We start from the raw sequence: 26,210 nt of genomic DNA, 5'->3' as shown, positions 1-26,210 counted from the left end.
GCCGCAATTGACGGTACCGTGCCACACATGCAGAACCCGTTGACCCCCGAGGTCCTGGCTGATCCGGTGGCGCTCACCCGCGCGCTGGTCGACATAGAGTCCGTCTCGCTCAACGAGAAGGCGATCGCCGACTGCGTGGAGGAGGTGCTGCGGGGCGTTCCGCACCTGACCACGTTCCGGCACTCCAACACCGTCATGGCGCGTACCGACCTGGGCCGGGCGCAGCGGGTGGTGCTCGCCGGCCACCTGGACACCGTCCCGCTCAACGACAACTTCCCGTCGACCATGCACGGCGACCTGATGTACGGCTGCGGCACCTCCGACATGAAGTCCGGGGTGGCCTTCGCGCTGCACCTGGCGGTGTCCCTGCCCGACCCCCGCTACGACGTCACGTACTTCTTCTACGAGGCCGAGGAGATCGAGTCGAGGTACAACGGCCTCACGCTCGTCGCCCAGGCCCATCCGGAGTGGCTCCAGGCCGATTTCGCGGTGCTGCTGGAACCGACGTACGGGATCGTCGAGGCCGGCTGCCAGGGCACCATGCGGGCGATCGTCACCACGCACGGCGAGCGGGCCCACGCGGCCCGGTCCTGGTACGGGGTGAACGCGATCCACGGCGCGGGCGAGGTGCTGCGCCGGCTGACCGCCTACGAGGCGCGCCGGGTGACCATCGAGGGCTGCGACTACCGCGAGGGCCTGAACGCGGTGCGGATCACCGGCGGGGTGGCCGGCAACGTCATCCCGGACCACTGCGAGATCGAGATCAACTACCGGTACGCCCCGGACCGCGACCCGGCGGCGGCCGAGGCGCACCTGCGTGAGGTCTTCGCCGGCTTCGACCTGGCGGTCACCGACGCGGCAGCCGGCGCGGCCCCCGGGCTGGACAACCCGCCGGCGCAGGAGTTCCTGGCCGCGGTGGGCGCGGCCCCGATCGGCAAGCTGGGCTGGACGGACGTGGCCCGGTTCGCGGCCATGGGCACTCCGGCGCTGAACTTCGGCCCCGGTGACCCCAACCTGGCCCACCACAAGGACGAGCACGTCGAGCTGGCCAAGATCCGCGACGGCGCGGCCACCCTGCACCGCTGGCTCGCCTCGGCCTGACGCCGGGATGCGACGGGGGCCCGCGTCGGTGACGCGGACCCCCAGGTCGTGCCGGCCGGCCGTCAGACGGCCGTACCCAGCGAGGCGTCCGTCTCGGCGGACTCGCCGGTGAGTTCGGTGTGGTGGGCTTCCATCATCCGGGCACGGCGGCGCTCGGCCACCACGTCGCGGATCCGCCGCTGCATCTGCCGGCGGATCCGGACCATCTCGGTGTTGCTGATCAACGCTTGCTCCTCCCCCGAAGGCAACGCGCCGGGGCATACCCCGTATGTGAATAGTAAGACGTACGGGCGACCGAATTAGTTGCCCAAGATCGCGAAGAATTTCGTCGGCTGGCCGGCCTCCGCACCCGTCCGACCCGCCTCCACTACGGTGGCTGCATGAGCCAGAGCGACGGGCGGCCACCCGGCCGCGGCCCGGGCGCGGAGCGGCACCGGGGCGCCGTCACGCTGCGCAACCGGGCCATCCCGACCAGCACCGCGGACCAGCGGCTGCTGGACTCCCGGGGCAGGGGCGACTGGAAGACCAAGGACGCCTGGCGGGCGCTGCGCATCCTGTCGGAGTTCGTCGAGGGCTTCGACACCCTGGCCGACCTGCCACCCGCGGTCAGCGTCTTCGGGTCGGCCCGCAGCAAGCCGGACAGCGCCGAGTGCCGGATGGCCGAGGAGTTGGGTGGCGCGCTGGCCCGGGCCGGGTACGCGGTGATCACCGGCGGTGGACCGGGCGTGATGGAGGCGGCCAACCGGGGCGCCAGCGAGGCCGGCGGGCTCTCCGTCGGGCTCGGCATCGAGCTGCCCTTCGAGCAGGGCCTCAACGACTGGGTCGACCTGGCGATCGACTTCCGTTACTTCTTCGCCCGCAAGACCATGTTCGTCAAGTACGCGCAGGCGTTCGTGGTGCTGCCCGGCGGCTTCGGCACCATGGACGAGCTCTTCGAGGCGCTCACCCTGGTGCAGACCGGCAAGGTCACCCGCTTCCCGGTGGTGCTGATGGGCGTCGACTACTGGCGCGGGCTGCTCGACTGGCTGCGCGACGCGATGGCCGCCGAAGGCAAGATCGGTCCCACCGACCTGGAGCTCATCTGCCTCACCGACGACGTCAACGAGGCGGTCCGGCACATCGTGGAGGCCGAGGCGGTGCTCTCCGCCGAGCAGGAGGCGATCCGCGCGGAGGCGGTCGCCCGGGTCGCCGCCGACCAGCGGGCCGCCGCCGACGTAGCGCCCGACGGGTCGGACCCGCGTCCGGCGGGAGAGGGCTGAGGCGTGGCCGCGATCTGCGTGTTCTGCGCGTCCTCCCGTACCCTCGACGCCCGCTGGCTGGAGCTCGCCACCGAGACCGGCGCGGAGCTGGCCCGGCGTGGGCACACGCTGGTCAGCGGCGGCGGCTGCGTGGGCATGATGGGCGCGGTGGCGGACGGGGCGCGGGCCGCCGGCGGGCGCACCCTCGGCGTGATCCCGCAGGCGTTGGTCGACCTGGAGGTCGCCGACCTGGCCGCCGACGAACTGCTGGTCACCGACGGGATGGCCAGCCGCAAGACCCTGATGATCGAGAAGTCGGACGCCTTCGTCGCGCTGCCCGGCGGGCTCGGCACCCTCGACGAGCTCTTCGAGGTGTGGACCACCGCCACCCTGGCCATGCACGGCAAGCCGATGGTGCTGGTCGACGCGGACGGCTTCTACCGTCCGCTGCTCGACTGGTTGGGCACCCTCGCCGACCGCAATTTCCTGAAGCCGGCCGGTCTTGACCTCCTCCTGGTCGCCCCCACCGTTCCCGCCGCCCTGAACCTCCTCGAATCCCACCTCACCTGACCCGCCCGGCCGCATCGATGATGGAGTTGGTGGCGAAGTCGATCTCCGCGGGCGCCGCCGGCTTCCTCGACGACGTGAGCTGGGGCGCCCCGGGGCGGTGGCCGGGTCCGAGGTGTCGTACCGGCGTGGTGGGATGTCGGTGATGCAGGCGTACCGGTTGGTGCGCCGGCCCGGTGGGGTGGCGACGGGGGTCTCCCACACCACCGGGGCGGGGCAGGGGGGTGGTCGGTCCGGCGGGCCGGCCGAAGCGGAGCCGCGGTCCGGGGGGTCGGCGGGCGATGGCGCGCACCCGACGCACCGGCCGGACCCGGTGCAGGCCGAGGTCGTCGCGCACACCGACGGGCCGATGCTGGTCGTCGGCGGCCCGGGCACCGGCAAGACCAGCACCCTGGTCGAGGCGGTCGCCGCCCGGGTGGCCGCGGGCGTCGACCCGGAACACATCCTGGTGCTCACCTTCAACCGGCGCGGCGCCACCGACCTGCGCCACCGGATCGAGGCACGGATCGCCGGTGCCGGTCACCGCGTCGTCCGCGAGCCGCTCGTGCGCACCTTCCCGGCGTACGCCTTCGGCCTGCTCCGCCGGGCCGCCGCCGAGCGGGGCGAGCCGTCGCCGCGGCTGCTCACCGGCCCCGAGCAGGATCTGATCATCCGCGAGCTGCTGGACGTGGTCGGCGAGGAGCCGGACGACGACCCGGTGGGCTGGCCGGAGGACCTGCGCCCGGCACTGCGCACCCGGGCCTTCGCCCAGCAGCTCCGCGACCTGCTGATGCGCGCCGCCGAACGGGGCGTCGGCCCGGTCGAGCTGGCCCGGCTGGGTGAGCAGCTGGGCCGCGCCGACTGGCCGGCCGCCGCCCGCTTCCTCCGCGAGTACGTCGCCGTCCTGGCCCTGCGCGACGTCAGCAACCGGGGTTCGATCGCGTACGACCCGGCCGAGCTGGTCCGGGCCGCCACCGGCATGCTGCTCGACGACCCGGAGCTGCTGGCGGCCGAGCGCCGCCGGCTGGCCCACGTCTACGTGGACGAGCTCGCCGACACCGACCCCGCCCAGCTCGACCTGCTCGCCGTCCTGGCCGGCGGCGGCAAGTCCCTGGTCGCGTTCGCCGACCCGGACTCCTCCACGTACGCCTTCCGTGGCGCCGACCCGGCCGGCGTGAGCACCTTCCCGCACCGGTTCCGGACCGCCTCCGGGGCGCCCGCCGCCCAGGTCACGCTGACCACGTCGTACCGGGCCGGGCCGGAGCTGCTGGCGGCGACCGCCCGGCTGGCCCGCCGGCTGCGCGGCCCGGCGGCGCACCGCCGGCTGCACCCGCTGCCCGACGCCCCGCCCGGCACCGTCGAGGTACGCATCTTCCGCTCGGCCACCAGCGAGTCCGCCTGGCTGGCCCACGCCCTGCGCGAGGCGCACCTGCTCGACGGGGTGCCCTGGTCGCGGATGGCGGTGCTGGTCCGCTCCACCGGCCGGCAGCTGCCGTCACTGCAACGCGCCCTGCACACCGCCGGGGTGCCGACCGTCGTGCACGGCGAGGACCTGCCGCTGCACCTCCAGCCCGGGGTGGCCCCGCTGCTGCTCCTGCTGCGCTGCGCCCTCGAACCCGAGCGGCTGGACGAGGAGGCCGCCGTCGCGTTGCTGCACTCGCCGTTGGGCGGCGCCGACCCGCTCGCCGAGCGCCGGTTGCGGCAGGGGCTCCGCGCGCTGGCGCTGGCCGGCGGCGACCGCCGCCCCTCCGGCGAGCTGATCGTCGAGGCGCTGCGCGACCCGGCGGAGCTGGCCACCGTCGAGCGGCGCTGGGCGGCCCCCGCGCAGGCGGTGGCGCACCTGCTGGAGACCGCCCGGCAGGCCGCCGCCAACCCGGGCGCGACCGCCGAGGACGTGCTCTGGGCGGTGTGGCGGGCCAGCGGTCTGGCCGAGCGCTGGGCCGGGGCGATCACCCGGGGTCGGGCGGCCACCGGTGAGCACGAGACCGCGCAGCGCTGGCGGGCCGAGGCGGCCGACCGGGATCTCGACGCGGTGCTGGTGCTCTTCGACGCGGCGGCCCGGTTCACCGACCGGCTCCCCGGCGCGCGTACCGAGGTGTTCCTCGACCACGTGCTCGGTCAGGACCTGCCCGCCGACACGCTCGCCGCCAGCGCCGACCGGGGCGAGGCGGTCCGCCTGCTCACCGCCCACGCGGCCAAGGGCCTGGAGTGGGACCTGGTCGCGGTCGCCGGGGTGCAGGAGGGCGTCTGGCCGGACCTGCGGCTGCGCGGCAGCCTGCTCGGCTCCGAACGGCTGGTCGACGTGCTCGCCGGCCGGGCCGACGGCACCGGTGTCCGGGCCAGCCTGGTCGGACAGACCTCGGCGCTGCTCGACGAGGAGCGCCGCCTCTTCCACGTCGCGGTCAGTCGGGCCCGACGCCGGCTGCTGGTCACCGCGGTCGCCTCGGCGGCCGTCGGCGGCGACGACCACGAGGAGCAGCCCAGCCGCTTCCTGCACGAGCTGGCCGCCCCCGAGCCGCCGCCGACCGGGAACGCAGGAGCGCCGGCCGGACCCGGCCCGCAGCCGGTCGGACCGACCGACGCCGCCACGTCGACCGACGCCGCCACGTCGACCGACGCCGCCGCCGGCCGGGCGCGCGGCGGCCGGGGTCGGCCCGGCGCCGGTGCCGCGCCGGCCGGGGCGTCGGACGGGCCGGTGCCCGTGGTCGACGACCCGCAGGACACCGCCCCGGTCGCCCTCCCGGTGACCCTGCCGCCGCGCGGGCTCACCCTGTCCGCGCTGGTGGCGGAGCTGCGTACCGCGGTCACCGACCCGGGCGTGCCGGTCAGCCGGCGGCGCGCGGCGGCGGCCGAGCTGGCCCGGCTGGCCGCCGCCGGGGTGCCCGGCGCGCACCCGGACGACTGGTGGGGGCTGCGCGGGCTCTCCGACGACCGGCCGCTGGTCGACGAGGGCGAGCCGGTCCGGGTCACCCCGTCCGCCATGGAGAGCGCGCTCCGGTGCAGCCTGCGCTGGCTGCTGGAACGGCACGGCGGCAGCGGCCCGGCCAGCGCCGCGCAGGGGGTCGGCAACCTGGTGCACGCCGCCGCGATGCTGGCCGAGGACGCCAGCGTCGACCGGACCGCCCTGCTGGAGTACGTGGCCGCCCGGTTCGACGCGATCGAGCTGGCCGCCCGCTGGATGGTCGGCCCGGAACGGCAGCGCGCCGAGGCCATGGTGGACAAGCTGCTCCGCTGGCTGGCCGGCAACCCGCGCCGGCTGCTCGCCATCGAGCACGAGTTCGCCGTCCGGCTGGACGACCCGACCCGCCCGATCGAGCTGACCGGCCGGGTGGACCGGCTGGAGGTCGACGCCGAGGGGCGACTCGTGGTGATCGACCTGAAGACCGGCAAGTCCACCGCGGTCACCGAGCGGGAGGTCGCCGAGCACCCGCAGCTCGGGGCGTACCAGGCGGCGGTCGAAGCGGGGGCGTTCGCCGAGTTCGGCGAGGAGTCCGGGGGCGCCGCGCTGGTGCAGCTCGGCACCGGGGCCAGGGACGCCAAGGAGCAGGCCCAGGCCGCCGCCGGGGAAGGCCCCGAGGTCGGTTGGGCCACCGCGCTGGTCCGGCGCACCGCGGATACGATGGCCGCCGCCACCTTCGCGGCGGTCGCCAACTCGAAGTGCCGGGTCTGCCCGGTGCGGACCAGCTGCCCGGTGTCCGGGCAGGGCCGGCAGGTCGTCGAGCCACCCACGGAGCAGCCGTGACCACCCAGCCGACCCTGTTCAGCGGCGGCGCCACCCCGGCGCCCCGCACCGCCGACGCCGGTCCCCGCTACACCCCGGTGGAGCTGGCGAAGCTGCTGCGGTTGCCGGCCCCCACCCGGGAGCAGGCCGCGATCATCGCCGCGCCGGTCGAACCGCTGCTGGTGGTCGCGGGTGCCGGCTCCGGCAAGACCGAGACGATGGCCGCCCGGGTGGTGTGGCTGGTCGCCAACCAGTACGTCCGGCCCGAGCAGGTGCTCGGCCTCACCTTCACCCGCAAGGCGGCCGGCGAGCTGGCGCACCGGGTGCGGACCCGGCTCGACCAGCTCATCCGCCGGCTCGGCCGGCAGCGCCGGGACCCGCACGACGACCCCCTCGCGGGCGAGCCGACCGTCTCCACCTACCACTCGTACGCCGGGCGGATCGTCACCGAGCACGGGCTGCGGGCGGGCTACGAGCCGACCACCCGGCTGCTCACCGAGGCGTCCCGCTGGCAGCTTGTCGACCTGCTGGTCCGCAACTACGACGGGGACATGTCCGAGGTGGACCGGATGCCCAGCACCATCACCGACGCGGTGTTGGCGCTGGCCGGGGAGCTGGACGAGCACCTGGTCGACCCGGACGACCTGGCCGCCTGGACCGGCCGTTTCTTCGCCGACGTGCAGTCCCGACCCGGCCGGGTCTACGCCGACGCGCGCCGGGCGCTGCAACTCCAGCAGACCCGGTTGAAGCTGCTGCCCCTGGTCCGCGCGTACGCCCGGCGCAAGGACGACTTCGAGGCGATGGACTTCGCCGACCAGCTCGCCCGGGCCGCCCGGGTGGCCCGGGACCACCCCGGCGTCGGGGTGATCGAGCGGGACCGCTTCCGGGTGGTGCTGCTCGACGAGTACCAGGACACCAGCCACGCCCAGGTGGTGCTGCTCAACGCGCTCTTCGGCGGCGGCCACCCGGTCACCGCCGTGGGCGACCCCTGTCAGTCCATCTACGGCTGGCGCGGTGCCAGCGCGGGCACGCTGGACCGGTTCCCGGCCGAGTTCGCCTGCGCCGACGGCACCGCCGCGCAGGTGCTGAGTCTCACCACCAGCTGGCGCAACCGGCCGGAGATCCTCGGCGTCGCCAACGCGCTCTCGGTCCCGTTGCGGGCGGCCGGCGCGCGGGTGCCCGAGCTGCACGCCGCGCTCAGCGTCCGCGAGCCGATCCCGCACCGCAGCCCGCGCGGCCGGGCCGCCGGCACCGTGCACTGCGCGCTGCTCGACACGTACGCCGACGAGGCCGACTGGATCGCGGACAGCGTGCTGGCCGCCTGGCGCGGCGCGGCCGGCACGCCGGGCGCACTGCCCGAGCACATCCCGGTGCCGCAGCGCCCCACCACCGCCGTGCTGGTCCGGCTGCGCAGCCAGATCCCCGCGATCGAGTCCGCGCTGCGCGCCCGGGGCCTACCGGTCGAGGTGGTCGGGCTCGGCGGCCTGCTGGACACCCCCGAGGTCCGCGACGTGGTCTGTACGCTGCGGGTGCTCGCCGACCCGACCGACGGCGCGGCGCTGCTGCGCCTGCTCACCGGCGCGCGGTGGCGGATCGGGCCACGCGACCTGGTCGCCCTGCACCGGCGGGCCAAGGCGATCGCCCGGGCCCGGCGGGAACTGGCCGGCGGGGACGGGCCGGAGATCACTGTGGACGCGCTGGACGAGGCGACGCTGGTCGAGGCGCTCGCCGACCTCGGCCCGGCGCAGGCGTACTCGGCGGAGGGGTACGCCCGGCTGCGCGCGTACGGGATGGAGCTGGCCCTGCTGCGCTACCGGCTGGACCAGTCCCTGCCGGAGCTGATCGCGGACATCGAGCGGACCATCGGCCTGGACGTGGAGGTGGCGGTCCGGGCCGGCCGGGACGGCACCGGCGACGCCGGCCTGGCCCGGGGGCACCTGGACGCGCTCGGCGACGTGGCGGCCCGGTTCAGCGGCGAGACGCCCGGTGCCACGCTCGCCGGGTTTCTCGCCTACCTGGCCGCCGCCGAGGACGAGGAGCGGGGCCTCACCCCCGGCGAGGTGGAGGTGGTGGAAGGCGCGGTGCAGATCCTCACCGCGCACGCCGCCAAGGGGCTGGAGTGGGACGTGGTGTCGGTCGCCGGGCTGACCCGGGGCGTCTGGCCGGGGCCGGTGCGCAACTCCGACCACTGGCTGGGCGGGCTGGGCGTGCTGCCGTTCCCGCTGCGCGGCGACGCCGACGGGCTCCCGGAGCTGGGCCTGGCCCGGGCGGAGGACCAGCGCGGGGTGGCCCGGGCGCTGGAGGACTTCACCGACGCCTGGCGGGCCCACGACGAGCGGGAGGAGCGGCGGCTCGCGTACGTGGCGGTGACCCGGCCCCGGCGGCTGCTGCTCTGCTCCGGCTACTGGTGGGGGGAGGGGACGAAGAAGTTCCGCGGCCCCTCGGTCTTCCTGCGCGAGGTGCACGACGCCTGCCTGGACGGCGCCGACGGGCACTTGGTCGACGAGTGGGCGCCCGAGCCGGCCGGGGACGCGGTGAATCCGACCACCGAGCAGGTGCTCCGGGCCGAGTGGCCGGCCGACCCGCTCGGCGCGCGCCGACCGGCTCTGGCCGAGGCCGCCGCCCTGGTCCGCCGTTACCTCGCCGACCCCGACGCGGCCCGCCGCGAGGAGGCCGTCCTGGCGGCCGGCGCGGCGGCGCGGCCCGTCCCGGACGGTGCACCCGCCACCGGCGGCGGACCGGCGACCGAGGGTGGGCCGGCGTCCCGGGGCGGCGTACCGGTGGACGGTCCGGCCTCCGGTGCCCGCGGGGAGCCGGTCGGGCCGGCCCGAGCCGTCGGGCACCCCGCCGACGACCCCGAGGTGGCGCGCTGGCGGCGGGAGGCCGAGCTGCTCCTCGCCGAACGGGCCGAACTGCTGCGCGGGGCCGAGGCGGTCGAGGTCGAGCTGCCCGAGCACCTCTCGGTGACCCAGTTGGTGGCGCTGCGCCGCGACCCGGAGGCCCTGGCCCGGGCGCTGCGCCGGCCGATGCCCGCCGAGCCCAACCCGTACGCCCGGCGGGGCACCGCCTTCCACACCTGGCTGGAGCAGCGGTTCGGCGCCGACCGGCTGCTCGACGTGGACGAGCTGCCCGGCGCGGCGGACGAGGACGCCGCCCCGGACGAGGCGCTCACCGAGCTTCAGGAGCGCTTCCTGGCCAGCGAGTGGGCGGACCGGGTGCCGGTGGAGGTGGAAGTGCCCTTCGCCACGGTGATCGCCGACGTGGTGGTGCGCGGCCGGATGGACGCCGTCTTCGCCCGCCCCGGCGGCCGGTACGACGTGGTCGACTGGAAGACGGGCCGACAGCCCACCGGGCGGGAGGCCGACGCGGCGGCGGTGCAGCTCGCCGTCTACCGGCTGGCCTGGGCCGAGTTGGCCGGCGTGCCGGTCGAGCGAATGGGGGCCGCCTTCCACTACGTCCGGGACGGGGTCACCGTCCGGCCGGCGGACCTGCTCGACGCCGACGGGCTGGCCGCGCTGGTCGCCGGCGTGCCGGAAGCGCCGGTGGTGGGTTCGGAGGCGCGCGGTTCGTGATACTGTTGCTGCGTTGCAGTTTTGGTTTCCAGAGACTCTGTGTGCGCCTGGCGGATTGTGGCCCCAGGCGCTCTTTGTTGTGTCCGGAGTTCTCCGGGCGGGGCGACCAGCAGCGACAGGTGCACCGCGCACCTCCGCGCGACGCACTCACCTTCGGCCCGCAACAGGTGCGGGTCCGAACGTTCCGTCAAGGAGACGAACAAATGGCAATTGGCACCGTCAAGTGGTTCAACGCTGACAAGGGCTTCGGCTTCATCACCCCGGACGGCGGCGGCGCCGACGTCTTCGCCCACTTCTCCGCGATCCAGTCCTCCGGCTACCGGAGCCTGGACGAGAACCAGCGGGTCGAGTTCGAGGTGACCCAGGGCCAGAAGGGCCCGCAGGCGGAGAACATCCGCCCGCTCTGATCTCCGGATCATCCAGTACCACCCACCGCGCCCTCGGGGCCGCGGTGGCCCGGGCCGGTCCGCCGCGCGGCGGACCGGCCCGTACCGCTTTCGGTTCGTGCTTGTGACCACCGGCCACGCCGGTGACGCGCCGCTCCCGGCGCCCTTCCTCGACACGTGCCGCGTCGAGGAAGGCACCACCGCATGACCATGACCGTCCCCACCTTCGCCGCCACCGGCCTGGCCACCGCGCTGGTCGCCGAGCTGACCGCACAGGGCATCACCGAGCCGTTCCCGATCCAGGCGGCGACGCTGCCCGACTCGCTGGCCGGCCGGGACGTGCTCGGCCGCGGCCGGACCGGTTCGGGCAAGACGCTCGCCTTCGGGTTGCCGCTGCTGCACCGCACGGCCGGCCACCGGGCCCGCCCCGGCCGGCCGCTCGCCCTGGTGCTGGTGCCCACCCGGGAACTGGCCCAGCAGGTCACCGCGGCCCTCGGCCCGTACGCCCGCGCGGTCGGGCTGCGCTGCGCCACCGTGGTCGGCGGGCTCTCCCTCCAGCGACAGGCGGACGCGCTGCGCGCCGGCGCCGAGGTGCTCGTGGCCACTCCGGGCCGGCTGCACGACCTGATCGACCGGGGTGACGCCCGGCTGGACCAGGTGGCGATCACCGTGCTGGACGAGGCGGACCGGATGGCCGACATGGGCTTCCTGCCGCAGGTGGCGAAGCTGCTGGATCAGGTCGCCCCGGGTGGGCAGCGGCTGCTCTTCTCGGCCACCCTGGACCGCGGCGTGGACAAGCTCGTCCGCCGCTTCCTCACCGACCCGGTCACGCACTCCGTCGACCCGGGCACCGCCACGGTGACCGCGATGACCCACCACGTGCTGCACATCGAGGCGGCGGACAAGCCGGCCGCGCTGGCCCACATCGCGGCCCGCGAGGGGCGCACCATCCTGTTCATGGCGACCAAGCACCGGGCCGACCGGATGGCCCGCCAACTGCTCGCCAAGGGCGTACGCGCCGCCGCCCTGCACGGCGGCAAGACCCAGCCGCAGCGCACCCGGATCCTGGAGCAGTTCCGCACCGGGCAGGTCACCGCGCTGGTCGCGACCGACGTGGCGGCCCGGGGCATCCACGTCGACGGGCTCGACCTGGTGGTCAACGCCGACCCGCCGACCGAGGCCAAGGACTACCTGCACCGGGGTGGGCGCACCGCCCGGGCGGGGGAGTCCGGCACGGTCGTCACGTTGGTCCTGCCCGAGCAGCGCCGGGACGTCTCCCGGCTGATGAGCGTCGCCGGGATCACCCCTCGGACGGCCCAGGTACGCCCCGGCGATGCGCAGCTGAGCCGGGTCACCGGCGCCCGCGAGCCGTCCGGGGTCCCGGTCACCATCGCCACGCCGCCCCAGCCCTCGCCCGCGCACTCCGCCCGCCCTCCGCGCTCCCGGCGCCCGCGTCGTCGTTGAGTCGGGGATCGGCGCCCGGTGGGTCCGATGGCCGACTGTTTCTCCGTGCCCGGCCGGTGATGCTGGGGCGGGGGACACGCGGCCGGGAGAGCCGGCCGCCCGGGAGGGGTGACCATGGCGGGCGACGACGGCTCGGGGGCGACCCGCGAGCTGCTGCTGGTGCTCGCGGTCGCGGGGGCGGGTCTGGCGCTCGCCATGGTCGCGGCCTTCGCGCCGTGGCACCCCGTACCCGGGGGCACCGCGCCCGCCGGGCTGGTCGGTCTCCACGCGCCGAGCAGCCCCGCCGGGGCCGGCCCCACCGCCACCGGCTGAGCGGGACGTCCCGGCCCCGGGTCACTCGGGAGACGGTCGCGGAGAGTGCCGCGCCACACCGCGGGTGCGGGCGGTGCCGACGCAGTAGGGTCGATCTCGTGCCGACGCGGAGAGCGAGAATTCCAGCGACGAAGTACCCGGTCGAGCGGTTCACCCTCGACAACGGCCTGCGGGTGGTGCTCACCCCCGACCGCAGCGCCCCGGTGATCGGGGTGGCGGTGGTCTACGACGTCGGCATCCGGTCCGAGCCGGGGGGCCGCACCGGTTTCGCCCACCTCTTCGAACACCTGATGTTCCAGGGCTCGGAGAACCTGGAGAAGCTGGCCCACTTCCGGCACGTCCAGGGCGCCGGCGGCACCTTCAACGGCTCCACCCACCTGGACTACACCGACTACTTCGAAACCCTGCCGAGCAACGCGCTGGAACGGGCGCTGTTCCTCGAGGCCGACCGGATGCGCGGCCCCCGGCTGACCGAGGAGAACCTGCGCAACCAGGTCGACGTGGTCAAGGAGGAGATCCGGGTCAATGTGCTCAACCGGCCGTACGGCGGCTTCCCCTGGCTGACCCTGCCGCCGGTCATGTTCGACACCTTCCCCAACGCCCACGACGGCTACGGCTCCTTCGACGACCTGGAGTCGGCCACCGTCGCCGACGCTGCCGACTTCTTCCGCCGCTACTACGCCAGCGGCAACGCGGTCCTCGCCGTCAGCGGCGACCTCGACGTGGCCGAGGCGACCACGCTGATCGAGCGGCACTTCGGGGACGTGCCGGCCCGCCCCGCCCCGGAACGGCCCGACTTCGCCGAGCCGGACCTGACCGCCGAGCGACGCACCTCGTACACCGACCAGCTGGCTCCGCTGCCGGCGGTGGCCGGCGCCTGGCGGGTGCCCGACCCGGTGACCGACTTCGCCGGCTACCTGCCGTACGTGGTGCTGGCCGAGGTGCTCACCGACGGGGACGCCTCCCGGCTGGTCGAGCGGTTGGTCCAGCGGGACCGGTCGGTGACCAGCGTCGGCGGCTACCTCGGCTTCATGGGTGACCCGTTCGACGTCCGCGACCCCACCGCCCTGCTGCTCCAGTCCCACCTGCCGCCCGGCGGGGACGTGGAGAAGGTGCTGCGCACCGTCGACGAGGAGCTTGACCGGCTGGCCACCGACGGGCTGGCCGAGGGGGAGCTCGCCCGTACCCAGGCCAGGATGGCCACCCACCTGCTGCGGGACACCGACGCGGTGCTCGGCCGGGCGCTGCGGATGGCCGTCCTGGAACAGCAGCGCGGCGAACCGGGGCTGCTCAACGAGCTGCCCCGGCTGGTCGGCGAGGTGACCGAGGAGCAGGTCCGGGCCGCCGCCGCCACCCTGCGGCCGGAGCGCCGCGCGTCCATCGAGGTCATCGCCGGAGGTGCCGGGTGAGCGCGAGGAGCGAGCCGGGGTTGCGAGCACCGCAGTCGCGAACAAAGGAGGCTCAGTGACGGCAACCATGGAGACCGGGACCCGGCCGCTGCCGCCGCTCGGCCCGAACCGCCGGCTCAAACTGCCCAGCCAGGCCGAGCGCACGCTCGGCAACGGGCTCACCGTGATCGCCGTACGCCGGCCTGCGGTGCCCCTGGTCGAGCTGCGGCTCTGGATGCCGTTCGGGCGGATCCACCTGGCCCGGGGCGCGGTGCTGGCGCAGACCGTGCTCGCCGGCACCGCCACGATGACCGCCAACCAGATCGCCGCCGAGCTGCAGAAGGTCGGCGGCGGGCTCTCCGCCGGGGTCGACCCCGACCGGCTGATGCTCTCCGGCGCGGGCCTGGTCACCGGCCTGGACCGGATGCTGGAGATCCTCGCCGAGGTGCTGACCGGGGCCAGCTACCCGGCCGACTGGGTGGAGACCGAGCGGGACCGGCTGGTCGACCGGATCCAGGTCGCCCAGAGCCAGCCCGCGCACCTGGCGCGGACCGCGCTGCTCAAGCGGATCTACGGCCGGCACCCGTACGCGATCCAGACACCCGAGCCGGACCAGGTCCGCGCGGTCAAGCCCCCCGCCCTGCGCAAACTGCACGCCGAGCGGGTGCATCCGGCCGGCGCGGTGCTGGTGCTGGTCGGCGACGTGCAGCCGGAGCGCGCCCTGGACGCCGCGGAGCGGGCGCTGGCCGGCTGGAACGGCGACGGGCGGGCGGCCGAGCTGCCGCCCGCGCCACCGCTGGAGCCCGGCCCGCTGCTGCTGGTCGACCGGCCCGGCTCGGTGCAGTCCTCGCTGCGGATCGCCCTGCCCGCGGTGCCCCGCACCCATCCCGACCACGCCGCGCTGCAACTGGCCAACCTGGTCTTCGGCGGCTACTTCTCCTCCCGCTGGGTGGAGAACATCCGGGAGGACAAGGGCTACACGTACGGGCCGCACTCGGTGGTCGAGCACTCGGTCGCCGGATCGGTGCTGGTCGCCGCCGCCGAGGTGGCCACCGAGGTGACCGCTCCCGTGCTGCTGGAGACCAGGTACGAGCTGGGCCGCCTGGCCGCCCTGCCACCGAAGCCGGACGAGCTGGAGCAGGCCCGGCAGTACGCCCTCGGCACGCTCCAGCTCGGCATGTCCACCCAGGCCGGCCTGGCCTCGCTGACCAGCGCGTACGCCGGCAACGGGCTGCGCCTGGACTTCCTCGCCGAGCACGCCGCCCGGTTGGCCAGGGCGACCGTGGACGACGTGGCCGAGGCGGGCGCGCGTTACCTCGCCCCGGCGAAGGCGGTCACCGTCGTGCTCGGGGACGCCGAGCGCGTCGCCGACCCGCTCGCCGCGCTGACCCCGGTCCGGACGGAGTCGGCGTGAGCGGGCGAACCAGGTGGCTCGGCGACGAGGCGGCGGCGTGAGTGGCGAGACGGCCCCGCCGCTGGCCCGGGCCACGCTGAACCGGGCGGCGCACCGGCGTACCGACCCGGACTGGCTCGCCGAGGCGTGGGAACGGGCCCGGGTGCTGGTGCTCGACTCGGCCGACGACGGCCGGGCGCTGGTCCGCGGCGAGGCGGCCCCGCCGGAGCTGGTGCTGATCGGGTCCGGCGAGCTGCCCGCGGTGCCCCGCTCGGTGCCGATGTTCCTCGGCGTCGAGCCGGACGGCGTACCGGTCTTCGCGGTGGACTCGCCGCTGCCGGAGCTGCCCGACACCCGGCGGGCCAACCTGCGCGAGGTGGGCCACCTCCTGGTCGACCGGGACGCGGGCCTCTTCACCACCGCGTTGGCCCTGCTGAACTGGCACGTCCGGCACGGCTACTCCTCGGTCACCGGGCACCGGACCCAGGTCGACGAGGCCGGCTGGTCACGGATCGACCCGGGTGGCGAGCGGGTCTGGCCGCACACCGACCCGGCGATGATCGTGCTGATCCACGACGGGGTGGACGGACCGGACGGGCGCTGTCTGCTCGGTAACAACGCCACCTGGGCGCGCAGCCCGGGGCAGCGCCGCTACTCCTGCCTGGCCGGCTACGTCGAGCCGGGGGAGTCCGCCGAGGCCGCGGTGCTCCGCGAGGTCCGCGAGGAGGTCGGCGTCGGGGTCGGGGAGATCAGGTACGCGGGCAGTCAGTCCTGGCCGTTCCCCGGCTCGTTGATGCTCGGCTTCCTGGCTCGGGCCGACGCCGACCAGCCGATCCGGGTCGACCCGGCCGAGATCGCGCACGCCCGCTGGTTCACCCGCCGGGAGATCGGCGCCGCGCTGGCCGGGGAGCCGGTCACGGTGGACGGCGGCGACCGGTTGGTGCTCCCGCCGCCCTCCTCGATCGCGCTGTTCCTGGTCCACCGCTGGCTCGACGGCCACTGCTGACCGCCCCGGCGCACGGCGTCGATCCGGCGGGCCGGTCCGTCGTGCCCGGTCGGGTCGGCGACCCGGCAGGAACGCGCGGTAGGGATTCGGGTCGCCGACACGATCCTGGTCGAAGACGCGGCCCGGCCCGTGACCGTCGTTGCCGCGGCGGTCACGGGCCGGGAACACGGCCCGTCGTGGCCGGGTTGGGCGAGGAACGCGGCGGGGGAGCCGGGCCGGCCACGACGGACGTCAGATGCGGGTCAACCGCCGCTCCAGCGGTACGGGTACGCCAGGTTCTGATCGTCGATCGGCAGCACCTTGACCCGGTGCCGGCCGCAGCGGACGGCACCTACCGACGCCAGCGCCCGGGCCAGCAGCAGCGCGGCGTCCCGGTCCTCGGCGTGGACGACCTGTCGGCGTGGCTCCGGCGCGGTGGTCTCGTCCCGCAGCCGGCCACCGCCCGTCCACGCGGCGGCGATGTCGGTCTCGGCGACGGCACGGATCTCGGTGCGGACGATCAGGAACCGCATGAGTGTCCCCCGGTACGGACGGATACGCGCTGGAATTTCCACGTCACTCTTTCGACATGTTACGCCCGGTGACTGTCCCAGCAAGTGAAACTCGACGATTGTTCGCGGCCGTAGACCGATCGGGGGATCACAGGTCAGCACCGTTGTCGTGGGTGGACGCGCGAAGGGGCCGCCGGTCCGATGCCGACGGCCCCCGAGATGTGGGGCGGGTTTCCCGGGACGCTGCCCGGCCGCGCCCGGCCCGGCCGACGAGTGGCGGCGGCGTCGGCCCGTCCGGATGTTCGCCGGTACCCGGACGGACCTCCAGCGTGCCGGACGTCGCGCGGGCCTCGGCACCGGCGAGTCGCCGGCAGCGCGCCCCGGGTGGATCAGTTCAGATCGAACTGACCGTTCTTCGCGCCGGCGATGAAGCCCAGCCATCCGGCCCGGTTGAACAGCAGTACCGGCCCGCCGCGGTCCTTGCTGTCCCGGAGCGCCACCGCCGCCGGCCCGGTACGCAGCGGCGCGACCTCCACGCAGTTCGAGGTCTGGCTCCGGGTGCTCTTGTGCCAGGCGGCGGCGGTGAGCTGCTGGGCGAGGTCGGGCGAGCTGCTGCGGATCTCGTTCATGGTTCTGCTCCTGGTCTGGAGTGCTCCGATGGGGACGAGTGACGCCGTGGGCCGGACCGGCGGTCCGGCGTGGATCACCGGTCCGTGGTCAGGCGCCCCGGGTCGCGGCGGCGCTGGGCCGGCGCCGTTGCCGGCCCGAACGTCACTGTGGACTCGACTGCCGTGTCGGGCCGTCCCGTCCCCTCGATGAGCCAGGAGAGGGTGTCCGATGCGGAGAGCGCCGCCGAGCATAGCCACTCGAACACCACTTTATAGCGATTTAGGGTGTTTACCTCGGTCGACATGACGTCGGTGAACCCACCTTCGATGGCGAGCGTCTCCGGATCGAGGGGATCGGCGAACCGGTAGACCGAGAAGGCGGTCGGCGGCAGGTACCCGTCGCCGATCCGGGTGTCCCGCAGCAGCAGGTGCAGGGTGACGTTCGGCAGCATGGCCAGCTCGCAGAGGTGGACGAGCTGTTCGTGCAGCATCTCCGGCGGGCCGGCCCGCCGGCCGAGCGCCGCCTCCTCCAGCACCGCCGTGTAGCGGGGCGCGTCGGGACGGGTCAGCAGGGACTGGCGCGCCTGGCGTGCGCGTACCTCGGTCTCCGGCTTCTCGCCGCCCTCCGGGTCGCCGGCCTGCTCCGTCACCCGCGCCGCGGAGACGATCCGGTGCCGGGCGTACCCGGGGGTCTGGAGCAGGCCCGGGACCAGCACCGGGTTGTACTCCGAGATCTCCGAGCAGCCCGCCTCCAGCTCGGCGAACGCGCGCTGCTGTTCGGTCATCACCGGGAAGTTGCGCAGCCAGCCGCGCATGTCGCCGGCCTCGTGCGTGATCGCCAGCAGCTCGTCGCGCTGCCCGTCCCCGGCGCGGTAGAGGCTGAGCAGGGCGGCCACGTCGTCCGGGTCAGGGCGGCTGCGCCCGTTCTCCAGTCGGGACAGCTTGGACGCCGAGGCCCAGCCGATCCGTTCGATGACCTGGTCCCCGGTGAGGCCGGCCTGCTCGCGCAGTCGGCGCAACTCGGTCCCGAGCCGGCGTCGGCGCAGGATCGGGCCTGGTGCGGTAGGAGGCACTCTGTCCTCTTCTCCGTCGACCGTCGCAGGACGCGACGGTAACTGTATGAAATTCGCCCCCCACGGTCAGTATGGACGGCGTGACCGGTGTCGGAGGTTCCGGCGAGGGCGTGTCACGAGACAAAAAAGAGGACTGTGGAGGGGCGCCCACGGCCCCGGACCAGCAGGTCCGGGGCCCGGCGCCCGTCCCCGACGCGCCCGCCGCGGGCGCCGCCCCTCGGGAGGAAACCCGATGCGCACCGTCCTGCGTCGCCCCGACTTCCGTCTACTCTTCGTGGCCGTGGTCGCCAGCATGGCGGCCGAGTCGGTCCTGCTGCTGGCTCTCGCCGTCTGGGTGAAGGACCTGACCGGGTCGGACGGGATGGCCGGCGCGACCATCTTCGCCATCATCGCGCCGATGACGCTCGCCCCGCTGGTCGGTTGGGTGGTCGACAGGTACCGCCGCCGGCCCTTCTTCGTGGCCGCCAACCTGGGCGCGGCCGTGCTGCTCAGCCCGCTCTTCGTGGTTCGCGACCGGGCCGACGTCCGGGTCATCTACGTGGTGGCGGCCCTGTACGGCCTGTCGTACATCACGTTGAGCGCGGTACTGAGCGGGCTGATCCGGCACCTGGTCCCGAGCGAGCTGCTGGCCGACGCAAACGGTGTGCTGCAGACCGTCCGGCAGGGCCTCCGGCTGGTCGGCCCGCTCGCCGGGGCCGGGGTTTACGCCGCCGTCGGCGGCTGGCTGCTGGTCGCCATCGCGATGACCGGCTTCGTCACCGCCGCCGCCGTTGTCGGCCTGCTCCGGGCCACCGAGACCGCGCCGTCCGGCCCGAGCCTGCGCTGGCCGGCCGAGCTGGGCGCCGGACTGCGGCACCTGGCCGGGGAGCCCGCGCTGCGCCGGGCCCTGCTCGGCTACGGGCTGGGCTCGCTGGTGATGGGTTTCACCGAGTCACTGATCTTCGCGTACGTGGACCAGGGGCTGCGCCGGGACGTCGCGTTCGTCGGCGTGCTGGTCACCGTGCAGGGGATCGGCGGGCTGGCCGGCGGGCTCCTCTCCGCGACAGTGGTGCGCCGGGTCGGGGAGGTGGGCACCCTCGCCGCCGGGGTGACCTTCTTCGGGCCCGCCGCGCTGGCGCTGGCGTACCCCCGGCTCTGGCTCGGCGTGCTGGCGCTGCTGCTGGCGGGGATGTCCCTGCCGCTGACCATGGTCGGGCTCAACACGCTGGTCCAGCGGCGCACCCCGCCCGGGCTGCTCGGCCGCGTCGCCGCCGCCTCGGAGGCGCTGGTCAGCGGTCCGCAGGCGCTCTCCATCGGCGTCGGCGCGCTGCTCGTCGGCGTCTTCGACTACCGCCTGCTCTTCGCCCTGGTCGGGGTGGTCACGACGGTGGCCGGTGGTTACCTCTGGTACGGCCGCCGGCTCACCCCACCGCCGCGCCCCGTGGTCCGCGTCCCGGGTCCGCGCCGCCCGCTGGCGGCCGTCGATCCGGACGTCGTCGCCGGGACGCGCCGCCACGCGCGATGACGCCACGAGCGACGAAAAGCGGCCGCGCCCGGTGGGGGGCGGCCGCTTTCCGCAGGTCCGGAACGGGTCAGCCGGGGAGTGCGGCGAGGTGCTGCTTGACCTGGTTGATCGACGGGTTGGTGAGCGCGCTGCCGTCGGCGAAGCGCAGGGTCGGGACGGTCTGGTTGCCGCCGTTGACGCTCATCACGAACTCCGCGGCCTTCATGTCCTGCTCGATGTCGACCACCTGGTACGCGATGCCCTCCCGGTCGAGCTGCGACTTCAGCCGGTGGCAGTAGCCGCACCACGGGGTGGAATACATCGTCAACATGGTCAGGTCCTCCAAGGGGATGGCTCGCACCCGGTCCGATTCAGGCCAGGCTAACCGCTGCAACATCGGCGAGGGCTGGGATGATTCCTGGCTGTGGTGGTTCACTCAGCGGCGGAACGGGTGCTGGCCGGACTGGATCCGGAGCAGCGGTCCGCGGTGACCGCACCGGCCGGCCCGGTCTGCATCCTGGCGGGCGCGGGCACCGGCAAGACCCGGGCGGTCACCTCCCGGATCGCCCACCGCGCCCTCACCGGGGACATCTCCGCCCGGCACGTGCTGGCGGTCACCTTCACCGCGCGGGCCGCCGCCGAGATGAGGGCCCGGCTCACCGCGCTGGGCGTCGCCGGCGTGCAGGCCCGCACCTTCCACGCGGCGGCGCTGCGCCAGGTCCGCTACTTCGCGCCCCGGCTGCTGGAGGGGCGGGCCATGCCCGAGCTGCTGGACAGCAAGGTGCGGGTGGTCACCCTGGCCGCCGCCAAGGTCGGCCTGCGCGCCGACCGGGCCGCCGCCCGCGACCTGGCCGGCGAGATCGAGTGGGCGAAGTCGGCCCTGGTCGAGCCGTCCGAGTACGTGGTGGCCGCGGCCAAGGCACTGCGGGAGACCCCGTACGAGCCGGCGAAGGTGGCCGAGGTCTTCGCCGCGTACGAGAAGCTCAAGCGCGGCAATGGCGTGATCGACTTCGAGGACATGCTGCGCGCCGCCGTCTGGGGCATCGAGGAGCACGCCGACGTCGCCGAGCAGGTACGCGGTCAGTACCGGCACTTCGTCGTCGACGAGTACCAGGACGTCAACCCGCTCCAGCAGCGGCTGCTGGAGGCGTGGCTCGGCGGCCGGGACGATCTCACCGTGGTCGGCGACGCCAGCCAGACCATCTACTCGTTCACCGGGGCCACCTCGTCGTACCTGGTCGACTTCCCGCGCCGGTACCGCGGCGCCACCGTGGTCCGGCTGGTCCGCGACTACCGCTCCACCCCGCAGGTGGTCGGGCTGGCCAACGCGGTGATCTCGCAGGCCCGGGGCGCCGAGGCCCGGCTGCGGCTGGAGCTGCACGGCCAGCGTCCGCCCGGGCCGGAGCCCGAGCTGCGGATCTTCACTGACGAGCCGGCCGAGGCCAACGCGGTCGCCGCCCGCTGCCGGACGCTGATCGACGGGGGCACCCCGGCGCGGGAGATCGCCGTGCTGTTCCGCACCAACGCGCAGTCCGAGGCGTACGAGAAGGCGCTCACCGAGGCCGAGGTGCCGTACGTGGTGCAGGGGGCGGAACGCTTCTTCGAGCGGCCCGAGGTGCGCCAGGCGATGGTGGCGTTGCGGGCCGCCACCCGCTCCATCCCGGGGGAGACCCCGCTGCCGGCCGCCGTGGTGGAGGGCCTCGGTGCGGTCGGCTGGGCCCCCGACGCGCCCCCGGCCGGCGGCGCTGCACGGGAGCGGTGGGAGGCACTCGCCGCCCTGCTCCAGCTCGCCGAGGAGTACGCGGCGACGCCGGAGGTCACCCCGATCGGCGAGGCCGCCGCGATCGAGCGGCCGGTGACCCTCGCGGACTTCAACGAGGAGCTGGCCCGGCGGGCGGCGCAGCAGCACGTGCCCACCGTGGAGGGGGTGACGCTCGCCTCGCTGCACTCGGCGAAGGGCCTGGAGTGGGACGCCGTCTTCCTGGTCGGCCTGGCCGAGGGCACCCTGCCCACCACGTACGCGAAGACCCCCGAGCAGGTCGAGGAGGAGCGGCGGCTGCTCTACGTCGGGATCACCCGGGCGCGGGAGTGGCTCTGGCTGTCGTACGCCGGGGCCCGCTCGCCGGGTGGCCGGGCCCGCCGACCCTCCCGCTTCCTGCCGCAGCTCGACCGCTCGGGCGGCGGCACCGAGCGGGCCGGCGCCGGCGCGGCCCGGCGGACCGAGCGGCGGCGCACCCAGGTGGTCTCCTGCCGGATCTGCGGTGCAACCCTGCTCGCCGGGGCGGACCGGAAGCTGGGCCGCTGCCCGACCTGCCCGTCCGACATCGACGAGGAGCTGTACGAGCGGCTGCGCGAGTGGCGGCAGCGGGTGGCCGGGGCGCAGAAGGTCCCGGCGTACGTGGTCTTCACCGACGCGACGCTCACCGCGCTGGCCGAGCGGAAGCCGGGCCGCACCGAGGAGCTGATCGCGATCGCCGGCATCGGCCCCCGCAAACTGGGACTTTACGGCGATACCGTGCTGGCCCTGGTGGCCGGCGCGGAGGTGGACGAGGTCTGCCCGCAGAAAAGTTTCTAAATCTGGCCGTAATTCGTTTGCCCTCGCCCACGAGCGAGGAATAGCCTCATGGCACACCTCGCGAGCAGCGCCATTCTGGCTGCTCAAGGGGGGCGAGTCCATGGTCGGCACGAGGAAAGTCAGGGAGGTGGCATCAATGGAGACCTACATCTACGAGCGTCCGGCGGCGATGCCAGCTGCCTGCGCTCCGCTGTCGGCTGTCCGGGTGGCCCTTGCCGCTCGACCGTCGGTTCCGCAGGTGCACCAGGTCCGGGTTCAGGCCGAGCTGAACCTGACCGTGGCGCTCCTGACTGGAGTCGAAGGGACCAGTGGCTTCACGGGCATGGGCATCGGTGTCGCCAAGAAGCGTACGGATGTCCGCGGTGTTCCACCTCGAGGTAGACCGGTCTGATCCACCAGACCACCGGCTCACCTCGAGGCCGCGGAACCCGCACACCGGGATCCGCGGCCTCAGTTTTTTTGCACCGCCGTAGTGCCGAAGTACGTCGGAAATGCGATCCACGAGATCGAAGTGAGAGAGAGGTGACCGGAGGATGAGTCTGGCGTTGGCCCCGCTCGACGTGAGCGTCGAGGTGGAGGCGAACCTGCCCTGCCGGAAGTTCGACCCCGACCTGTGGTTCTCCGACTCGCCCACCGAGCTCGAGCTGGCCAAGTCGCTCTGCGGGGACTGCCCGCTGCGCGTCGAGTGCCTGGCCGGCGCGGTGGAGCGGGCCGAGCCCTGGGGCGTCTGGGGCGGCGAGATCTTCGAGCGTGGCGCGGTCGTCCCGCGCAAGCGGCCCCGTGGCCGTCCGCGCAAGGAGGACCTCGCCCGTGACGCCCAGCTCCGGGTCGAGGCCGAGGCGCGACTGGCGGCCAGCGGGCTGTCCGAGTCGCGCAGCGCGGTCCGGCTGGCAGCCTGACACAACCTGCGTTCCATCCGTCCCGCCGGTATCCCACCGGCCGAGCGAGAAAGTCGAAACGATGCTGCACCTGCCGAACGGAACCGAGATGCAACTAATCCACGAAGCGCTGTCCCGGGCTCGAATGCGCCGGCCTCAGGCCGGTCGCACCACCACGAGCACTGAGGCAACCCGTTCCGCCCGTACCGTCGCGATGCGCAGCCGCAGCCAGGCGGCTCGCGACCTGGGCGCTCTCTAGATCACTACCGAACACGACGGGGGCGGCGGCCGGATGGCCGCCGCCCCCGCGGCTTGTCCGTCGTTCAGCCCACCGGGGCGAAGCCGGGCAGCCAGCGCTCCAGGATCGCCCGGTACGGCGCCTTCGCCTCCAGCTGGCAGAGCACCCCGATCGAGCCGAGCGTCACCCGGTGGATCATCAGGTACGCCGGCGGCAGGTTGAGCTGCCGGCTCAGCTGGAACGCGGGCGACCGGGGGCTGGCCAGCCGGGTCGCCTCCCCGCGCAGCCAGGCCCGGGTGAACCGGAACTCCTCCTCGGCGACCGGGGCCAGCATCGGTTGCAGCCAGTCCAGGAGGGCCGGCGCGTCGATCGGCTCGCTCTGGCTGACGAAGCCCTCCTCACGCAACCCGGCTACCACCGCGTCCGCGTCGCGGCGCAGCGCCAGCCCTGCCAGCCGGCCGATCGGCTCGGGTGTGCCCTCCGGCATCCGCGCCACCGCGCCGAAGTCGATCACCCCGAGCCGGCCGTCGGGCAGCAGCCGGAAGTTGCCCGGGTGCGGGTCGGCGTGCAGCAGCCCGGCCCGCATCGGCGCGGAGAGGTGCAGCTCCGCCATCAGCCGCCCGGCCTCGTCGCGCTGCTCCTCCGTGCCCGACCGGATGATCTCCGCCAGCGGCGTTCCCTCGACCCACTCGGTGATCAGGACCCGGGGCGAGGCGTCCAGCACCGCGGGGATGTGGATGTCCGGGTCGTCGGCGTACGCCGCGGCGAAGGCCCGCTGCGACTCGGCCTCCAGCTCGTAGTCCAGCTCCTCGGTGATCCGTTCACGCAGCTCGACCAGCAGTGGTTTGACGTCCAGCCCGGGCTGGATCGCACGGAACATGCCGCCCAGCCGGGAGAGCTGCTTCAGGTCGGCGAGCAGGGCGTCGCCGGCACCCGGGTACTGGATCTTCACGGCCACGTCCCGATGGTTCGGGGCGCCGTCCGGGCCGTAACCGGGGTCGCGCCAAATTGCGCGGTGCACCTGGCCGATGCTGGCCGCGGCGGCCGGCGTGTCGTCGAACTCGACGAACCGGTCCCGCCACTCCGGCCCGAGCTGCTCGAGCAGCACCTTGTGCACGGTGGCGGCCGGCAGCGGCGGGGCGGCCTCCTGGAGCTTGGTTAGTGCCTGCCGGTAGGGCGCGGCGATCTCGTCCGGCAGTGCCGCCTCGAAGACCGACAGCGCCTGGCCGAACTTCATCGCCCCGCCCTTGAGCTGGCCGAGCACGCTGAAGAGCTGTTCGGCCGTGCGCTGCTGGATCTCGGCGGAGATGACGTCGGACGCGAGCCCGGTGACCCGCTTGCCCATGCCGAGTACGGTTCGACCGGCGAAGCCGAGCGGCAGAGCGGCGAGCTTGGCGGTCCGGGACACGGCCCGGCGCGGGATGTCGGTCACCTGGTCATTGTTACCGACTCGGTGGGCCCGCTGCTGCTACGAAGCCGGGAGCGGGTGGGGCGGCCCCGGATCGGGCGACGTCCGCAGCATCGGCAGGACGGGTGCGGTGGCCACTGGCGGCGCCGGAAGCGGCCCGCCCCGGCGATCTCGACCGCGCAGCCGAGGGTCTCCGGGGTGCCCCCGTCGAGTTGGGCCAGCGCCTCGGCGACCGCGTACGCCACCGCCGCGAGTCGGGTGCTCGTGGCGCAGCCGCGTCCACCGTCGTCGGCGGCGAGCTGGGCAGCGAGCCGGGGCCAGGCCGGGTCCCGGTCGACCCGGTGCAGGTCGAGGCAGTTCAGGCAGGGGCCGACCGGCGGCCGGACCAGCGGACCGATCACCGGTACGCCGCCGCGCAGGTCGACCAGGAGGTGGGGCTGCCGGCGCTGGGCGTACCCGGTGGCCAGCAGGGCGGCGGGTCGGTCGGTACCGAGCCGGACCACCAGGTCGAGGCGGCTGCGCCGGAGTGGGGCGGTGGCCGTGCCGGGGGCGCACCGGCCGAGCGCGCCGCGGACCGCCGTGGCCAGCGGCCGCCCCACCTCGGCGGCGGTGAGCCCGGTCCCGACCAGGTCGGCCGGGCGGACCGGACCGGCCAGCTCGGGCGTCACGTGTCCGACGCCGGCCTGGGCCAGCCCGACGGCGATTGCCGCGCCGAGCCGGCCGGCGCCGGTGACCAGCACCCGGGCGGCCCGGCGCCGGCGCACCACCTGGGCCGGCGTCGCGGGTGGTCCCGGCGCGGCCAGCGCCAGGGCGTCCGCCTCCTCGGCGAGCCGCGCCCGGACCGGACCGGCGAGGTCGCGGGGAAGCAGGCTGTGTGCCGGCACGACGAGGCCGGCGGCCCGGAGCGTGTCGAGCAGGGCCCGGGCGTCCTCGGACGGCACCTGGGCCGTGGCCGCGTGCGCCAGCACGGCCCGCTCGCTGCGGGTGCCGTCCAGCAGGTCGAGCAGCCGGGTGGCCCGCGGGTTCGCCACCTCCAGCAGCACCGCCCGGCCGGGCTCGACCCCGAGCTGGAGGGTGTGCCGGTCCCGCCAGAGGCGGATCAGGCCGGGCAGGAGGGTGGGGCGGGGGAGCGGAATCGGCTGGGCCATGACACGGATCGTGACCGTGTCCCTGCTATCCGTCGATCGTTGTCCACAGGTGCGCCCGCTCCCGCCCAGGGTTGTCCACAGGAAGACCCGAGGTTGTCCACAGCGGGCCGGTAACCGGTGTCGGCGAGCCGACAGTCAGGGGGCGGACACGCGCGGGGGGGGGGGGGGGGGGGGGGGGGGG

Annotated in this window: 22 protein-coding genes; 15 read left to right on the top strand and 7 right to left on the bottom strand. The window is 74.7% G+C overall.

The features are described from left to right. Positions 1-27 precede the first annotated feature (27 nt). Complete coding sequence (gene dapE / locus ACL02O_RS11760; protein ID WP_412818050.1) at positions 28-1,101, top strand: succinyl-diaminopimelate desuccinylase; 1,074 nt, start codon at positions 28-30, stop codon at positions 1,099-1,101. A gap of 62 nt (positions 1,102-1,163) precedes the next feature. On the opposite strand, the gene ACL02O_RS11755 is transcribed toward dapE, so the two are convergent. Continuing rightward, positions 1,164-1,325, bottom strand: coding sequence for a hypothetical protein (locus ACL02O_RS11755; protein WP_412818049.1), 162 nt, complete (start codon positions 1,323-1,325; stop codon positions 1,164-1,166). Positions 1,326-1,481: 156 nt separating this feature from the next. Here ACL02O_RS11755 and ACL02O_RS11750 point away from each other — a divergent pair, with 156 nt between their 5' ends. The 10 genes from ACL02O_RS11750 (at position 1,482) to nudC (ending at position 16,127) form a co-directional block, all read left to right on the top strand. Continuing rightward, the gene (locus tag ACL02O_RS11750; protein WP_412818048.1) at positions 1,482-2,360 is read left to right on the top strand and encodes an LOG family protein; all 879 of its coding nucleotides are present in this window, start codon (positions 1,482-1,484) and stop codon (positions 2,358-2,360) included. A 3-nt stretch (positions 2,361-2,363) separates the two neighbouring features. Then, entirely contained in the window at positions 2,364-2,909 is a 546-nt protein-coding gene (locus ACL02O_RS11745) for an LOG family protein (protein ID WP_412818047.1), read from the top strand. 142 nt (positions 2,910-3,051) lie between these two features. Beyond that, on the top strand, positions 3,052-6,627 hold the full coding sequence (locus ACL02O_RS11740) for an ATP-dependent helicase (protein WP_412818101.1): 3,576 nt from the start codon (positions 3,052-3,054) through the stop codon (positions 6,625-6,627). Then, complete coding sequence (locus ACL02O_RS11735; protein ID WP_412818046.1) at positions 6,624-10,178, top strand: ATP-dependent helicase; 3,555 nt, start codon at positions 6,624-6,626, stop codon at positions 10,176-10,178. Before ACL02O_RS11740 ends, ACL02O_RS11735 begins: the two co-directional genes overlap by 4 nt. 203 nt (positions 10,179-10,381) lie before the next feature. Next, on the top strand, positions 10,382-10,585 hold the full coding sequence (cspE, locus tag ACL02O_RS11730; protein WP_007464836.1) for a transcription antiterminator/RNA stability regulator CspE: 204 nt from the start codon (positions 10,382-10,384) through the stop codon (positions 10,583-10,585). A gap of 183 nt (positions 10,586-10,768) precedes the next feature. Further along, the gene (locus ACL02O_RS11725; protein WP_412818045.1) at positions 10,769-12,028 is read left to right on the top strand and encodes a DEAD/DEAH box helicase; all 1,260 of its coding nucleotides are present in this window, start codon (positions 10,769-10,771) and stop codon (positions 12,026-12,028) included. A 114-nt stretch (positions 12,029-12,142) separates the two neighbouring features. Next, positions 12,143-12,340 carry a hypothetical protein gene (locus ACL02O_RS11720; protein ID WP_412818044.1) on the top strand — a complete coding sequence of 66 codons (198 nt, stop codon included), beginning with the start codon at positions 12,143-12,145 and terminating at the stop codon, positions 12,338-12,340. A 98-nt stretch (positions 12,341-12,438) separates the two neighbouring features. Continuing rightward, positions 12,439-13,749, top strand: coding sequence for a M16 family metallopeptidase (locus ACL02O_RS11715; RefSeq protein ID WP_412818043.1), 1,311 nt, complete (start codon positions 12,439-12,441; stop codon positions 13,747-13,749). Between the two features lie 67 nt (positions 13,750-13,816). Continuing rightward, on the top strand, positions 13,817-15,142 hold the full coding sequence (locus tag ACL02O_RS11710) for a M16 family metallopeptidase (protein ID WP_412818100.1): 1,326 nt from the start codon (positions 13,817-13,819) through the stop codon (positions 15,140-15,142). A gap of 37 nt (positions 15,143-15,179) precedes the next feature. Next, positions 15,180-16,127 carry an NAD(+) diphosphatase gene (gene nudC / locus ACL02O_RS11705; protein ID WP_412818042.1) on the top strand — a complete coding sequence of 316 codons (948 nt, stop codon included), beginning with the start codon at positions 15,180-15,182 and terminating at the stop codon, positions 16,125-16,127. 242 nt (positions 16,128-16,369) lie between these two features. On the opposite strand, the gene ACL02O_RS11700 is transcribed toward nudC, so the two are convergent. From ACL02O_RS11700 to ACL02O_RS11690, 3 genes are all read right to left on the bottom strand, one after another. Beyond that, the gene (locus tag ACL02O_RS11700) at positions 16,370-16,639 is read right to left on the bottom strand and encodes a hypothetical protein (RefSeq protein ID WP_412818041.1); all 270 of its coding nucleotides are present in this window, start codon (positions 16,637-16,639) and stop codon (positions 16,370-16,372) included. Between the two features lie 368 nt (positions 16,640-17,007). Beyond that, on the bottom strand, positions 17,008-17,247 hold the full coding sequence (locus tag ACL02O_RS11695) for a DUF397 domain-containing protein (protein WP_412818040.1): 240 nt from the start codon (positions 17,245-17,247) through the stop codon (positions 17,008-17,010). A gap of 74 nt (positions 17,248-17,321) precedes the next feature. Then, on the bottom strand, positions 17,322-18,299 hold the full coding sequence (locus ACL02O_RS11690) for a helix-turn-helix domain-containing protein (RefSeq protein WP_412818039.1): 978 nt from the start codon (positions 18,297-18,299) through the stop codon (positions 17,322-17,324). 232 nt (positions 18,300-18,531) lie between these two features. Here ACL02O_RS11690 and ACL02O_RS11685 point away from each other — a divergent pair, with 232 nt between their 5' ends. Beyond that, positions 18,532-19,803 carry an MFS transporter gene (locus ACL02O_RS11685; protein ID WP_412818038.1) on the top strand — a complete coding sequence of 424 codons (1,272 nt, stop codon included), beginning with the start codon at positions 18,532-18,534 and terminating at the stop codon, positions 19,801-19,803. Positions 19,804-19,870: 67 nt separating this feature from the next. On the opposite strand, the gene ACL02O_RS11680 is transcribed toward ACL02O_RS11685, so the two are convergent. Then, positions 19,871-20,113, bottom strand: coding sequence for a mycoredoxin (locus tag ACL02O_RS11680; protein WP_412818037.1), 243 nt, complete (start codon positions 20,111-20,113; stop codon positions 19,871-19,873). Positions 20,114-20,206: 93 nt separating this feature from the next. Between ACL02O_RS11680 and ACL02O_RS11675 the strand changes: the two genes are divergently transcribed. The 3 genes from ACL02O_RS11675 to ACL02O_RS11665 all read left to right on the top strand — a co-directional run bounded on the left by ACL02O_RS11675 (position 20,207) and on the right by ACL02O_RS11665 (position 23,256). Next, the gene (locus tag ACL02O_RS11675; protein ID WP_412818036.1) at positions 20,207-22,357 is read left to right on the top strand and encodes an ATP-dependent DNA helicase UvrD2; all 2,151 of its coding nucleotides are present in this window, start codon (positions 20,207-20,209) and stop codon (positions 22,355-22,357) included. A 136-nt stretch (positions 22,358-22,493) separates the two neighbouring features. Next, complete coding sequence (locus ACL02O_RS11670; RefSeq protein ID WP_412818035.1) at positions 22,494-22,748, top strand: hypothetical protein; 255 nt, start codon at positions 22,494-22,496, stop codon at positions 22,746-22,748. A 142-nt stretch (positions 22,749-22,890) separates the two neighbouring features. After that, positions 22,891-23,256, top strand: a complete 366-nt coding sequence (locus tag ACL02O_RS11665) for a WhiB family transcriptional regulator (RefSeq protein WP_091068617.1) — start codon at positions 22,891-22,893, stop codon at positions 23,254-23,256. Between the two features lie 302 nt (positions 23,257-23,558). On the opposite strand, the gene ACL02O_RS11660 is transcribed toward ACL02O_RS11665, so the two are convergent. Together ACL02O_RS11660 and ACL02O_RS11655 are read right to left on the bottom strand one after the other, a co-directional pair. Beyond that, entirely contained in the window at positions 23,559-24,905 is a 1,347-nt protein-coding gene (locus ACL02O_RS11660; RefSeq protein ID WP_412818034.1) for an ABC1 kinase family protein, read from the bottom strand. After that, positions 24,902-26,029, bottom strand: a complete 1,128-nt coding sequence (locus ACL02O_RS11655; protein WP_412818033.1) for a TOMM precursor leader peptide-binding protein — start codon at positions 26,027-26,029, stop codon at positions 24,902-24,904. Before ACL02O_RS11655 ends, ACL02O_RS11660 begins: the two co-directional genes overlap by 4 nt. Positions 26,030-26,210: the final 181 nt, after the last annotated feature.

It is taken from the genome of Micromonospora mangrovicola, assembly GCF_047200535.1.
GTDB lineage: Bacteria > Actinomycetota > Actinomycetes > Mycobacteriales > Micromonosporaceae > Micromonospora.
Note: the sequence above shows the minus strand (reverse complement) of the source record. Positions and strands in the feature narration are given on the sequence as shown.